This window comes from Paraburkholderia steynii (assembly GCF_900100565.1).
In the GTDB taxonomy this organism is placed as follows: Bacteria; Pseudomonadota; Gammaproteobacteria; order Burkholderiales; family Burkholderiaceae; genus Paraburkholderia; species Paraburkholderia terrae.
This window is the reverse complement of the sequence record NZ_FNDI01000003.1, coordinates 487,756-500,561: the sequence shown is the minus strand read 5'-3', so window position 1 is coordinate 500,561 and position 12,806 is coordinate 487,756. Positions and strand designations below refer to the sequence as shown.

General features: G+C 62.8%; 10 protein-coding genes. 5 read left to right on the top strand and 5 right to left on the bottom strand.

The window, feature by feature from the left end:
• Nucleotides 1–8: 8 nt before the first annotated feature.
• Together BLT65_RS08685 and BLT65_RS08680 are read left to right on the top strand one after the other, a co-directional pair.
• Entirely contained in the window at nt 9–3,065 is a 3,057-nt protein-coding gene (locus tag BLT65_RS08685; RefSeq protein ID WP_091776920.1) for a peptidase domain-containing ABC transporter, read from the top strand.
• Nucleotides 3,062–4,414 (top strand): sigma-54 interaction domain-containing protein, encoded by a 1,353-nt coding sequence (locus BLT65_RS08680; RefSeq protein WP_042315230.1) that lies wholly within the window; start codon nt 3,062–3,064, stop codon nt 4,412–4,414. The genes BLT65_RS08685 and BLT65_RS08680 overlap by 4 nt, the downstream gene beginning before the upstream one ends.
• 21 nt (nt 4,415–4,435) lie before the next feature.
• On the opposite strand, the gene BLT65_RS08675 is transcribed toward BLT65_RS08680, so the two are convergent.
• Both BLT65_RS08675 and BLT65_RS08670 read right to left on the bottom strand, forming a co-directional pair.
• Nucleotides 4,436–5,206, bottom strand: a complete 771-nt coding sequence (locus BLT65_RS08675) for a PP2C family protein-serine/threonine phosphatase (RefSeq protein ID WP_042315229.1) — start codon at nt 5,204–5,206, stop codon at nt 4,436–4,438.
• 5 nt (nt 5,207–5,211) lie between these two features.
• Entirely contained in the window at nt 5,212–5,496 is a 285-nt protein-coding gene (locus BLT65_RS08670) for a hypothetical protein (protein ID WP_042315227.1), read from the bottom strand.
• Between the two features lie 451 nt (nt 5,497–5,947).
• On the opposite strand from BLT65_RS08670, the gene BLT65_RS08665 reads away from it, so the two are divergent.
• The gene (locus tag BLT65_RS08665; protein ID WP_091776918.1) at nt 5,948–6,478 is read left to right on the top strand and encodes a lecithin retinol acyltransferase family protein; all 531 of its coding nucleotides are present in this window, start codon (nt 5,948–5,950) and stop codon (nt 6,476–6,478) included.
• 81 nt (nt 6,479–6,559) lie between these two features.
• Entirely contained in the window at nt 6,560–6,802 is a 243-nt protein-coding gene (locus BLT65_RS08660; protein ID WP_042315245.1) for a hypothetical protein, read from the top strand.
• A gap of 72 nt (nt 6,803–6,874) precedes the next feature.
• Here BLT65_RS08660 and BLT65_RS08655 read toward each other — a convergent pair whose 3' ends face one another.
• Nucleotides 6,875–7,129 (bottom strand): DUF2866 domain-containing protein, encoded by a 255-nt coding sequence (locus tag BLT65_RS08655; protein ID WP_007581331.1) that lies wholly within the window; start codon nt 7,127–7,129, stop codon nt 6,875–6,877.
• 458 nt (nt 7,130–7,587) lie between these two features.
• Here BLT65_RS08655 and BLT65_RS08650 point away from each other — a divergent pair, with 458 nt between their 5' ends.
• Entirely contained in the window at nt 7,588–9,231 is a 1,644-nt protein-coding gene (locus BLT65_RS08650; protein WP_425273109.1) for a tetratricopeptide repeat protein, read from the top strand.
• 9 nt (nt 9,232–9,240) lie between these two features.
• On the opposite strand, the gene BLT65_RS08645 is transcribed toward BLT65_RS08650, so the two are convergent.
• Entirely contained in the window at nt 9,241–10,989 is a 1,749-nt protein-coding gene (locus tag BLT65_RS08645; RefSeq protein WP_091776914.1) for a peptidoglycan D,D-transpeptidase FtsI family protein, read from the bottom strand.
• 266 nt (nt 10,990–11,255) lie between these two features.
• Nucleotides 11,256–12,797, bottom strand: a complete 1,542-nt coding sequence (locus BLT65_RS08640; RefSeq protein ID WP_091776912.1) for a methyl-accepting chemotaxis protein — start codon at nt 12,795–12,797, stop codon at nt 11,256–11,258.
• Between the last annotated feature and the right edge of the window lie 9 nt (nt 12,798–12,806).

Below are 12,806 nucleotides of genomic sequence, written 5' to 3'. Positions count from 1 at the left end.
CAAGCATCATGGATGCACCGCAAACCACGCCTTCCATCGCCGACTTTCTTTCGACGGTCGAGATTCTGTCGCCGTTCACGCGCGAAGAACTCGAACGCCTCGCGGAGCATGTGCAATCGCGCTTCTATTCGTTTGGCGAAACGGTGTGCAACGCGGGTGATCCCGCCGATGGCCTGTGTGTGATCAAGTCCGGCTCAGTGCGCATCTTCACCGAAGAGCACGGCAAAGAGATCAGCATGGGCGTGCGCAAAGCGGGCGAAGTATTCGCCGACATTGCGATGCTGCGCGCGTACTCGCATGAATCGTCGGTACGCTCTTCGGGGAAGACCGAGCTGCTGTTCATTCCGCGCGCCGCGATGGAGCCGATCATCGCCGGCAATCAGGCGGCGCTGGCGTTCGTCGCGAGCTATGTGGCGATCAACTCGGCGGGCGGTTTCGTCGCGCAGTTATTCGATTTGCGCGGCAAGCTGAACAAGCAGGAGCTCGAAGAATACGTGCGCAGCGTCGGCGTCAAGAAAGTCAGCGCGGGCAAGGAGATTCTCAAGCAGGACGCGCGCGACGACCGACGGCTGTATGTCGTCCGGCAAGGCGAAGTGCGCATCGTGCGCAATGAGGACGGCACCGACTACACGCTCGCGACGCTGCGCGAAGGCGAAATTTTCGGCGAGAAGGCCTGCCTGATGCGACAGGAGCAGACGGCATCGGCGATTGCGACGACGGACACACGGCTGCTCGTGATTCCCGAGCGCACCGTGCATTTCATCCTGGAGCGCAATCCGAAGCTGCGCGAAGTGCTCGACGAGCGCATCAAATACGCCGACCGCGAACTGGACCGGCAAAAACGCATCGAGCAGCGCCGCAAGCGTCCGTTGCGGCTCGACCTGCATACGAAGCCCGAACTCGGCGAACGCGTGATTCGGCGCTTCGGGCTCGTCGAGCAGGCCGAGGAAATGGATTGCGGCGCCGCATGCCTCGCGATGATCTGCAAGCACTACGGCATTCCGATGACACTCGGCAAGCTGCGCGAACTCGCGAACGTGACGACGCAGGGCGCGACGCTGGACAGCCTGGCGCGCGCGGGTGAGTCGCTCGGCTTCACGGCGCGTGGCGTGCAATGCACGTTCGATTCGCTGCGCGGCTTCGATCTGCCGTTCATCGTGCATTGGGAAGGCTATCACTACATCATCGTGTACGGCGTGTCGAAAAATCGCGTATGGCTCGCCGATCCCGCGCTGGGGTTCCGCAAGCTGAGTCTCGAAGACTTCGAGCGCGGTTGGAGCGGCACCTGCCTGCTGTTTACGCCGGGGCCGAATCTCGTGCAGTTGTCCGCGTCGCGCTCGCCGTGGCTGCGCTTCGTCGGCTATCTGACGCCTTATAAAAAGATTCTGATGAACCTGTTCCTCGCGACCTTCGTGATTCAGGTGCTGGGCGTGATACCGCCATTGATCATTCAGAACATCCTCGACGGCGTGATCGTGCATCAGAACGTCAGCCTGCTGCATCTGCTGATACTCGGTCTGATCATTTCGAACGTGTTCTCGCAATTGATGTCGATGGTTCGCGCGTACCTGTCGAACTTCATGGTACGCAACATGGACTTTGCGATGATGTCGCAGTTCTTCAGGCACACGATGTCGCTGCCATTCTCGTTCTTTGCCAAGCGCAAGACGGGTGACATTTTTGCGCGCTTCCAGGAGAACCAGACGATACGCGCCTTCCTCACCGAATCGACGGTGACGACGGCACTCAATCTGCTGATGGTGTTCATCTACTTCGCGATCATGTTCTTCTATAACGCGAAGATGACATTCGTGCTGATCGCCTTCGTCATTCCCATCCTGGCACTCACGTTGATTGCGACGCCGAAGATCAAAAACTACGCGCGCGACACGTTCGCGGCCGGGACGGATTCGAAATCGTTCCTGATGGAAGCGTTGTCCGGCGTCGAAACAGTGAAGGGTATGGGCATCGAGCGGCCCGTGCGCTTGCGCTGGGAAAAGAAATACGCGAAGGCACTCGAAGTGCAATACCGCGCTCACGCTTTCAACATTTTGATTGGCTTTATCAGCCAGTTGCTGAATGCTGCGACCACGATTGCGATTCTGTGGGTCGGCGCGAATCTCGTGCTCGCCCGCGAAATGACGATCGGGCAGTTGATTGCGTTCAACGCTTTCATGGGCAGTGTGCTGACGCCGTTGATGGGACTCGTCAGCTTGTGGAGCATGCTCAACGACGCGGGCGTCGCGATGGAGCGTCTGGGCGACGTGCTCGATATCGAACCCGAGCAGAAGCCCCAGGACCTGCCTTCGCGCGTGATGCTGCCCGACCTGCAAGGCGAGATCAGCCTGAGCGGCGTCTACTTCCGCTATAGCGACGACGACAGCGCCTATGTGCTGGAGAACATCAGCTTCGATATCAAGCCGGGTGAACTGGTGGCGATCGTCGGGCGCAGCGGTTCGGGCAAGACCACGCTCGCGAAGCTGCTGGTCGGTTTTTATGCACCGAGCGACGGCAAGATGACGGTCGACGGATACGACATCAGCGTGATCGACAAGGCATTCTTCCGCGCGCAGATCGGTTATGTCATGCAATCGAACCTGCTGTTTTCCGGCACGATCGCCGAGAACATCGCAAGCGGCGACGACACGCCGGATCGCCGACGCATCGAGGAAGTGGCCAAGATGGCCGACGCGCACGCGTTCATCGCCAAGCTGCCGCTCGGCTACGAACAGGTGGTCGGCGAGCGCGGCATTGGTTTGTCGGGTGGGCAAATTCAACGGCTGTGCATTGCGCGCGCGCTGTATCACGATCCGCGCCTTCTGGTGTTCGACGAGGCGACTTCCGCACTCGATACGCAATCGGAGAGCAATATCCTCGGCAACATGCAGGAAATCCTCAAGGGACGCACGGCCGTCATCATCGCGCACCGGCTCAGTACGATCATGCGTGCCGACAAGATTCTCGTGCTCTATGAAGGGGCGATCGTCGAGCAGGGGCGTCACGAGGAACTGGTCAACCGGAAGGGCATGTACTACCAGCTCGTCCAGAAACAATTGAGCGCCTGATGAAAATACTTGACCAGCAGCCTGACGAAGCCGGCTCCGCCATCTCTTACGCAGGGTTGATCGAGAAGATCGAGATCCTGCGCTCGACGCTGCGCTGGTCGTCGCGGCTCGAACGCGCGGATATCGAAAAGCTCCTGAAACAGGCGAGTTCGTTGCGCGACGAAGTCATGCAGATGTCGCACAAGGAGCGCTTCGTTCAGGCGGCTGTGGTCGAGCCGATGCGCGGCGACCTGTCGCGCGGCGCGCGGCGGCAGGCGTTGCTCGCGCGCAGCTTCATTTTCGAAGGCACGTTCGGCGATAACCCGAAACTGCTGGAATCGCTCGAAATCGCGGAGAAAGCGGCGCCGACCGATCTGCCCGTTCTGATCGACGGCGAAAGCGGCACGGGCAAGGAGCTGATGGCGAAGGTCATCCATGCGAACGGCAGCCGCTCTGACAAGCCGTTCATCTCCGTGAACTGCGGTGCGATTCCGGAGAACCTGCTGGAATCGGAACTGTTCGGCCACAGAAAAGGCGCATTCACGGGCGCGACGAACGACCGTAAAGGCAAGTTCGAAAGCGCGCATACGGGGACGATCTTTCTCGACGAAATCGGCGAATTGCCTTTGACGGGGCAGGTGAAACTGCTGCGCGTGCTGGAGGCGCATGAAATACAGCGCGTGGGCTCGGACGAGCCGATCGGCGTCGATACGCGGATCGTCGCCGCGACCAATCGCAACCTGCGCAAGCTGAGCGAGCAGGGCACGTTCCGCGAAGATCTCTTTTACCGGTTGAGCGTCATTCATGTGACCTTGCCGCCGCTGCGCGAAAGGCGCGATGAAATTCCGCTTCTGATCCAGTACTTCGGTGACGAGGCGGCGGGCGCGCTCAAGCGGCGCCCAGTGAGAATTACCCCTAAATTGCGGGACTTTCTGCTGACCTATGCATATCCGGGCAATATCCGCGAATTGCGCAACGTGATGTACCGCATCTCGTGCCTCGCGGGCGACATCGCGGATGTGGATCATTTGCCGGTGGATATGCGGCCCACGGCACCCGTGTCGGTGTCGATATTCGGCGCAGCGACCGAGGCCGCGAACGGCGCGGCGAGCGTGACCAATCTGTTGTCGTTGAGCGATGCGAAGCGCGCCGCCAGCGACGAAGCCGAAAAGGCTTTCTTGCAACGCGGCTTGCAGGAAGTGGGCGGCACGGTCGCCGAACTGGCGCGCCGCGTCGACATGAACCGTTCACATCTTCAGATGCTGCTGAAGAAGCACGGACTGCATTCTAAGGACTTTCGCCGCGCACATGCGCAGGCGAATGCGCGCAAGGACGACACGGAAGAGGATGACGAAGCCGAGATGCATTGAAGCAACGGCTAGTGGAACGGATCAGGGCGACGGGTTCAGCAAGGTCTTGTCGGTTGCTTGCGGGTCTTCTGCCTGCACGACCACCGCCGTGATGTTGTCGCGGCCGCCGCGCGAGAGTGCGATGTCGACGAGTTCGCCGGGCGCATGCAGACAATCGACGCTCGCGAGCGTCTGCTGGATTTCTTCGTTGGTCAATTCATTGCTGAGGCCGTCGCTGCACAGCAGGAACACGTCGCCGTCCACGACTTCGATTGCGTCTTCGTCGAGTTCGAGTTGATCGGTTGCGCCGACCGCGCGCGTGATGATGTTGTGCGCGGGATGATGGCGGGCTTCTTCCTCGGTCAGATAACCGGACTGCCGGAGCGCTTCCACCTGGCTGTGATCGCGCGTCAACTGTCGCAATTGCCCTTGCCGCAGCAGATAGATACGACTGTCGCCCGCCCATAGATAGCCGCAAAAGCGGTCGCACGCGAGCAGCACGACGACGGTCGTGCCGATGCGCTGCACCTGCCGGCGGCTCGCTTCGTCGCGCAACTGGCGGTTCGCGTCCTGCAGACGCGTGCGCGCCTCGGCGATGCAATGCTTGATGCCCGCCTGCGCCGGCAACTGGCCTAGCGTTTCGACCACGAGCTGGCTGGCGAGATCGCCGACGTCGTGTCCGCCCATGCCGTCAGCCACGGCCCAGCGGCCGCGCTGCGGCTGATCGAGACAGGCGTCTTCATTGATCTCGCGTACCCGGCCCGTGTCCGTACGCGCCGCCGACGCCCACCGGAATTGACTGGTACAGGTCACGGCATCTAAGCCCGGTTCGTGCTGCGTGCGTCAGGAGAAACGGTGATGTTCGAGTTGTTGCCCGTGTTGTTCACATCAACCGTCTGGAACTGATTGATCATCTGGTTAGCATAGAAGTTGTTCGTGATGTCGTACAGGTTTACGACGGGTCCGACGCTCGGCGTGTCATGCACGTACGGCGTGATCCAGCCGAATACCCACGGCGCACCGCCGCCGCCGCTGATCGCGGACATCGCCTTGCGATCCAGAGCGAGGTTGTGCGATAGGTCGCTGATGGTGATGGAAGCCATGGCGTGTCTCCAGAATGGCCGCCGCGTCGCGTGGCCGGAAGTCAAAGGAAGTTGCGACATAACTTGCAAGGGCTGTGCCAATGCGCGGCGGGCATGTGCGCTTTCTCGTGCGTCCTTGCTGGGCGCGGAATAGAGCGGACACGCGCGTGCGCGCGTCGCGCGCGAGCGCGTCGGGACGTTGGCGGTCGTCCAACAGCGCGCCGCTGCGAAAGACGGGGCAACCAACACATTTTTGCAGCGTAATGCACTGGAGCGTGGACCTGAAAGTGATGGTGTGTGCGCAACACAACCGCTCGAAATTCTGTTGGGTGTGACCCTACACAGACCCCCTGAAAAGTACGCGTCTGCTTGAAATGTATCGATAAATCAATGGCTTATATAGCCTGGTCCGGATGATGCGAAAGAGTCGGCAACAGTGTTGGCCTTTTGAACCGGAACCCAGAGCAAAGCCATGAACCGCAACCTCCAACAATCTCGCAATGAACAAGGTGCAAACCGCGCGGCTGCTTACGCATCGGCTGATGTGGTGCTCGACGGTTCCAGCGACGAACCCGCCCTCGGTGCCCATCTGATCACCCAACGCCGCGGCTACGAACATCACGGCATTTACGTCGGTGGCGGCAAGGTCATTCACTACGCAGGTTTCGCGAAGTCCGCGCATCGCGGCCCCGTCGAAGAAGTGGCGCTCGAAGCCTTCGCCGACGGTCACGCAGTCGCCGTTCGCCCGCATCCGTTCCCGAAGTACACCGCTGAACAAACCGTGCTGCGCGCCCGTTCGCGCCTCGGCGAAAACCACTATCGCCTGCTGACGAACAACTGCGAGCACTTCTGCGCATGGTGCCTGCTCGGCGAAAGCCGCAGCGAACAAGTCCATGCATGCCTCACGCATCCGCGCACCGGCATGCATGCGCTGCTGTGCCTCGCCAGCGCTTTTGTCGGTAACCGGATGAAAATCGGCCGCTCCGTTGTTAACGCAGCATGAGCATTGGAATTTGAACCCCGGCGATTGAAGTTCGAAACGTCGAATGCCGTAAAAGCAGTCAGGAAAGCGAAGGAGACCACCATGAGCCCGACCGGAAAAACACTGCACTGGGCCGTCGACAAATGGCTTGCACCGACACCCGCGATGCCCGCGCGCGTGGTGCGCTTCTGCCGCACGCAGATGCATCGTCGCTGCGTGTGCGTCGAGGCGGTGCGCCCCAACGGGCTGCTGTCGATCTTCTTTTTCCGTCACGACGACGGATCGTGGAATGTGTTTCCGCCCGCCAAAACAGGGCCGGCGATGTCTGCGTGGAGGACTGCGTGATGAAAAACGGCAACCCGGCGTCCAGCGCCCGCGGCAAGCGAATCGAACGCCTTGCGCTGTGCGGCGCGCAAGCTATCCGCCAGGCTGGCAGAAGCGCCGCCCCGGCACGTGCGACATTACGGCTTCGGCAATCTGACGAGGCGTGCTCTCGGCAGGCACGACGCGCCGGAAGGATTCAACGTCGTGCCTGAAGGTCCATTCGACGAGCCGGAACGAACGGCCCCACGGGTGCTGCATCGGCGGCGAGACGGTGCAGCTGCGGATGGTCAGCGTCTGAGCGTTGCCGTGCAGCGCGCGTAAATGTTCGAACACCGTGTCTTCAACCATCGTGTGTCTCCGGTCGGGGAGGCCCCACTGGTGGATAAAAAAGCGCCGCCGGTAGGCGAGCGGCACAACAGTCCTGCATGGGACAGGGATGTTGAGCGGCATGTTCACAGGAAAGAATTAAACGAGACTTAAGACTCGTGGCGCCATGCTTTGCGGTCCGTCAAAACGGCTCGCTGGGGCAAGGCGGCATGTCGTTGTACTTCTCGGGCTTGCCGTCGGCGTCGCGGAGTTTTAGCGGCTGTGATCGCTTTAGATGCGATTGCCCTTTAAATCAGAGGGCAAACTGGACGGGATTGTGTTGGGCGAGGGATTGATGGGACGGCTTTAAACGACGCATGAACGACCGCGCACGATGCATCCATCGGTCGCTATCGCTTCGGCACTTGACGATTCTTTACGACAGGCCGCGCCGTTAGTCAGAGAATGTCTGACTCGGCGCGCCAGGCGCGGCCGACGCAATGCATCGTTCAACTCGTCACTTCGCCTTTATGCCGCCAACCTTCGATCCATTTCTGACCTTCCTTCGCCGTGCGCTCGCTGCGCAGTCCGAGGGCGATGTGCGCGCGAGTGCATTGTGGCTCGAAGCGGCGTCATATCTGTACCCGACGGATAGCGTGTCGATCGACCGGTTGATGCTTGAACTACTCGAACAGCAAGACATCGCGCAAGCCATCGCGCTCGTCGAAACGGTCGCGCAACTCGAACCGCACAGCGCGGCGGCGAGCGTGCGGCTCGGCTACGCGCTGCAGATGGCGAACCGGCATCGCGATGCGCTCGCGCCGTATCGCCAGGCGCTTGCGATCGAGCCCGCGTTTCCCCAACTGCGCAAGAACCTCGCGATCGCACTGAACCGCACAGGCGGCGATCCCGCCGAAGAACGGCAATTGCTCGAAGCGGCCGTCGCAGCGGACCCATCGGACTTCGCACTGTGGATCAACCTGGTGAGCGCGCGGCGCGCATGCTTCGATCTCGACGGTGCGCTCGCGGCCGCCAGGTGCGCCGTCGAGATCGATCCGAACAGCGCCGTGGCGCATAGCAACCTCGCGCAGGCGCTAAAGGAAGCGCAACGTTGGGACGACGCGCTGACGCATGCGGCGATAGCATGTGAACTCGCGCCCGACAACGCATCGCTGCGCACAGGGCTTGGCGTGCTGCACCTGCTGCGCGGCAACTATGCCGAAGGCTGGCCCGCGCACGAGGCGCGCTGGAACGATCCCGCCAGCATGCTGACGAACGGCCGTCCGCCATTCGGCAGGCCGCAGTGGCGCGGCGAATCGCTCAAGGGCAAGACCTTGCTCGTGTGGGGTGAGCAGGGCATGGGCGACGTGCTGCAGTTTTGCCGCTTCATGCCGCTGCTCGCGCAGCGCGTGCATCGCGAGGGCGGGCGTATCGTGTGGAATTCGTTTGGGCAGATGGGCGCGCTGTTGCCGCGCAGCTTCGGCGAACATGTCGATGCGTATTCCGCCGCGCGTGAAGTCGAAGCACTGCCCCCGTTCGACTTCGAATTGCCGCTCGTCAGCGCGCCGCTGATGTTGGGTACGCGCATCGAATCGATTCCGCCCGTGGTGCCGTACCTGCGCGCGGACGCAGATTTGCGCGATGCATGGCGCGCGCGGCTCGCCAGTGAAAAGCGCCTGAAGGTCGGGCTTGCGTGGACGGGCAGCCTGAATCACGGACGCAACCGTTTTCGACGCGTCGGCGCGCAGCGCTATGCGCAGGCGTTTCGCGAAATCGACGGCGTGGCGTTTTATTCGCTGCAGCCCGGCGCAACGGCCGACGTCGAAGCGGCTCGTGCAGCGGGCCTGCCAATGCAAGACTTCACGCACGAATGGCGCAGCTTCGACGATACGGCCGCGTTCGTCAGCGAACTCGATCTGGTGATCAGTGTGTGTACGTCGGCGGCGCATCTGGCGGGCGCGCTCGGTCAGCACACGTGGGTGTTGCTCGACGTGAATCCGTACTGGACGTGGATGATCGGCAGGCGCGACAGCCCGTGGTATCCGACGGCCACGCTTTATAGACAGCGCCAGTTCGCGCAATGGCAGCCGGTGCTGGACGACGTCGCGCGCGATCTGCACGCGCTGGCAAAGCTCGGCGCATGAGTTGCCGCGCTACACGCCGGGCGCGTGCGCCACTTCCGAAGCAGGGGTAGTCACAGGCGCATCGGGCGGCACGCCGAGCAGCTGCAACGAGCCGCCTGTCACCGCGCTGAATACCGGACCCGCCACGGTGCCGCCATAGAACGCGCGTCCCGCAGGATCGTCGATCATCACGGCAACGACCAGGCGCGGATCGCTCATCGGCGCCATGCCGACGAACAGCGACCGGTAGCGCCCCTTCGCATACCCCGCGCCGACCTGCTTGCGCGCCGTGCCCGTCTTGCCGCCAATCCGATAACCGTCGACATTCGCCGCGCGGCCCGTGCCGCCTTCGCTCGTCGCCATTTCGAGCATCGAGCGGATCGCGGCGGCCGTGGCCGGCGTCGTCACGCGCTGGCCGTCCGACGCGGCGCGCGTGGGATCGATCAACAGCGTGGCGGGGTGCAGCGTGCCGTCGCCCGCATACACCGTGTACACCTGCGCGATCTGCAGCAGCGACGCCGACAGGCCGTAGCCGTAGGCCATCGTCGCCTGCTCGATGGGCCGCCAGCGCGCGAACGGACGCACGCGGCCCGCCGCGACGCCCGGAAACGTCAGCTCCGGCGCGCGGCCCAGTCCGTACTCCTGATACTTGTTCCAGATGGTTTCGGCGGGCAGGTTCAGCGCGAGTTTGGCGAGCGCGATATTGCTCGACTTCTGCAACGCTTCCGCAATCGTCATGCGTCCATGGTTCGACGTGTCGTGGATCACGCTCGGGCCGATCTTGTACCAGCCGGGCGCCGTGTCGATCATCGTGCCGGGCCGCACCAGACCGCGATCGAGCGACAGCGCGACCACCAGCGGCTTGATCGTCGAGCCCGGCTCGAACGTATCGACCACCGCGCGGTTGCGCAACTCGCGGCCCGTGAGCCGCGAGCGGTCGTTCGGGTCGAAGCTCGGGTAGTTTGCGAGCGCGAGAATCTCGCCGTTGCGCGCATCGAGCACGACGACGCTGCCCGCCTGCGCGCTGTGCTTCGCGACGGCCGCCTTGAGTTGCGCATACGCGAGCTGCTGGATGCGGCGGTCGACGGTCAGATGCACGGTCGCGCCGTGTTGCGCCGGCGTGAGCGGGCGCGTGTCCAACACCACGCGGCCCAGCCGGTCGCGGATCACCTCGCGCTCGCCCGGTTCGCCCGTGAGCAGGTCGTTGGCGGCGAGCTCGATGCCTTCCTGGCCGTTGTCCTCGATGTCGGTGAAGCCGACCACGTGCGCCGCCGATTCGCCCTCGGGATAAAAGCGCTTCGAATCCGCAATGCGCGTGATGCCCGCGAGGTTGAGCTTGTCGATATGCGTGGCCGTTTCCGCATCGACCTGGCGCTTGAGCAGCACGAAGCTCTTGTCGCCGGATACGCGGTGCGTGAGCTCGGCAAGCGGCATGTCGAGGAGCTTCGCCAGTGGCGGATACGCGGCATCGCCGAGCAGCTTCGGCGATGCCCAGATTTCGTAAGTGGCGAGACTGACGGCCAGCATCGCGCCATTGCGGTCGACGATCCGCCCGCGCGTCGCGTCGAGCTCGATGGTGCGCTGATAGCGCTTTTGCCCCTGTTCGACGTAGAAGTCCTGATTGACGATCTGCACCCAGAACGCGCGGCCGATCAGCGCAGCGAACGCCGCGAACACGAGGATCACGATCAGCTTCGAGCGCCACATCGGCAGACGCGCGACGAGGACGGGATTCTTCGCGACGGGCGCGTACGGATCGTGATTTTTCTTGCGGATCATGAGGGCGAAGCCGGCCGTTCTGACAACCGGTCCACAGTGAACGTGGATCAGATTGTAATAAGAACGTAATATCTGTGCGAGCTTCGCGAAAGGTTTTTGCGTGGCGGGCGTGTCGAATGTTGCTTTGCGCACGCAGCCCGCAGGGCCGCGTTGAAAAAGCCGTCGCCGTCGCCCGTTCAACTAATGCGTCGTCTCCGACGCGGCGTGTTAACGAGGCGCTCGATGAGCGCCTTCTTTTTGTTTTTGCCGCGCGGGGCCGCGCGCGATCAGGCGGGCAGGGAGAAGCTCGAAATTGCCTCGCGCAGTCCGCCGACCTGGTCTTTCAGCGAATGCGCGGCTGCGGCTGCCTGCTCGACGAGCGCCGCGTTCTGCTGCGTGACCTGATCCATTTCGCCGACGGCGCGGTTCACCTGCTCGATGCCCGCGCTCTGCTCGCGCGACGCATGGCTGATTTCCTCGAGAATCTCGTTCACGCGGCGCACGGATGCGACGATCTCGCCCATCGTCGAACCGGCGTTCGCGACGAGCGCTGCGCCTTCCTCGACGCTGCCCGTCGACGTTTCGATCAACGCCTTGATTTCCTTCGCCGCCGTTGCCGAGCGCTGCGCGAGGCTGCGCACTTCCGCTGCGACGACTGCGAAGCCGCGGCCCTGTTCGCCCGCGCGCGCTGCTTCGACGGCGGCATTCAGCGCGAGGATGTTGGTCTGGAACGCGATGCCGTCGATCACGCCGATGATGTCGCCGATCTGCTTCGAGCTGCTCGTGATGTCGCCCATCGTGCGGACCACGTCGTCGACCACACGGCTGCCGCGTTTGGCGATATCGGCGGCTTCGCTTGCGAGCCCGGCGGCCGTTGCGGCGCTTTCGGCGTTCTGTTTCACGTTCGACGTCATCTCGTCCATGCTCGATGCCGTCTGCACGAGCGCGGCCGCCTGTTCTTCCGTGCGTTGCGACAGATCGGTGTTGCCGGCGGCGATTTCGCTTGCGCCGATGTTGATGTTCTCGGTGCCGGCGCGTACCCGCGAGACGGTATCGACGAGGCCGCGTTGCATCGTATGCAGCGCATGCAGCAGGCTCGCGCGGTCGTTGTGCGCGAGCGGCACGGGCGTCGCGAGGTCGCCGCGCGCGATCCGCTGGGTCGCTTCGACAGCCACTTCGAGGTCGCCACCGAGCGTGCGTTTCACGCTGCGCAGCACGAGCACCATCACGAGTGTCGCGATGCCGCCCAGCACGAAGGTGATGACGAGCCAGCGCCCGAGATCGACGTAGAAGGCTTTCTGCACGTCGTCCATGTACATGCCCGTGACGAGCACCCAGTCCCACGGCGTAAAGCGCGTCGCGTAGCTGGTCTTCGGGACGGGCGTGTCGCTGCCCGGCTTCGACCAGAGGTAGTCGACGAAACCGCCTTTGCCCTGGTTCGATGCGTTGACGATATCGACGAACAGATGGTTGCCCGCAGGGTCCGTGAAGCCCGACAGGTTCTTGCCGACCAGCGCCGGCTTGAACGGATGCATCAGCATGACGGGCTGCGAATCGTTGACGGACAGATAGCCGTCGGTGCCGTAGCGCAGCGCGGACAGCGTGTCGAGCGCCTGCTTCTTCGCGTCGGCTTCGCTCATCGCGTGCTGCTGTGACAGCGTGTAGTAGCGGTTGACGATCGAATTGGCCTGCTCGACGAGCGATGTCAGCTGATCGCGGCGGTCGGCAATCATCGACGAGCGGCTTTGCCACGCGCCGAACGCGCCGATGAGAACGAGGCCGATCCACAGGATCGCGATCATCGAGGCGAGTTTCTTGTTCAGGGTCATGGTGTGTTT

Bases quoted from the DNA above. Each gene is read 5' to 3' on its own strand.
- BLT65_RS08685 (WP_091776920.1), top strand. From the start codon at position 9: ATGGATGCACCGCAAACCACGCCTTCCATCGCCGACTTTCTTTCGACG.
- BLT65_RS08670 (WP_042315227.1), bottom strand. From the start codon at position 5,496: ATGGCTTCCATCACCATCAGCGACCTATCGCACAACCTCGCTCTGGAT.
- BLT65_RS08665 (WP_091776918.1), top strand. From the start codon at position 5,948: ATGAACCGCAACCTCCAACAATCTCGCAATGAACAAGGTGCAAACCGC.
- BLT65_RS08660 (WP_042315245.1), top strand. From the start codon at position 6,560: ATGAGCCCGACCGGAAAAACACTGCACTGGGCCGTCGACAAATGGCTT.
- BLT65_RS08655 (WP_007581331.1), bottom strand. From the start codon at position 7,129: ATGGTTGAAGACACGGTGTTCGAACATTTACGCGCGCTGCACGGCAAC.
- BLT65_RS08650 (WP_425273109.1), top strand. From the start codon at position 7,588: ATGCATCGTTCAACTCGTCACTTCGCCTTTATGCCGCCAACCTTCGAT.
- BLT65_RS08645 (WP_091776914.1), bottom strand. From the start codon at position 10,989: ATGATCCGCAAGAAAAATCACGATCCGTACGCGCCCGTCGCGAAGAAT.
- BLT65_RS08640 (WP_091776912.1), bottom strand. From the start codon at position 12,797: ATGACCCTGAACAAGAAACTCGCCTCGATGATCGCGATCCTGTGGATC.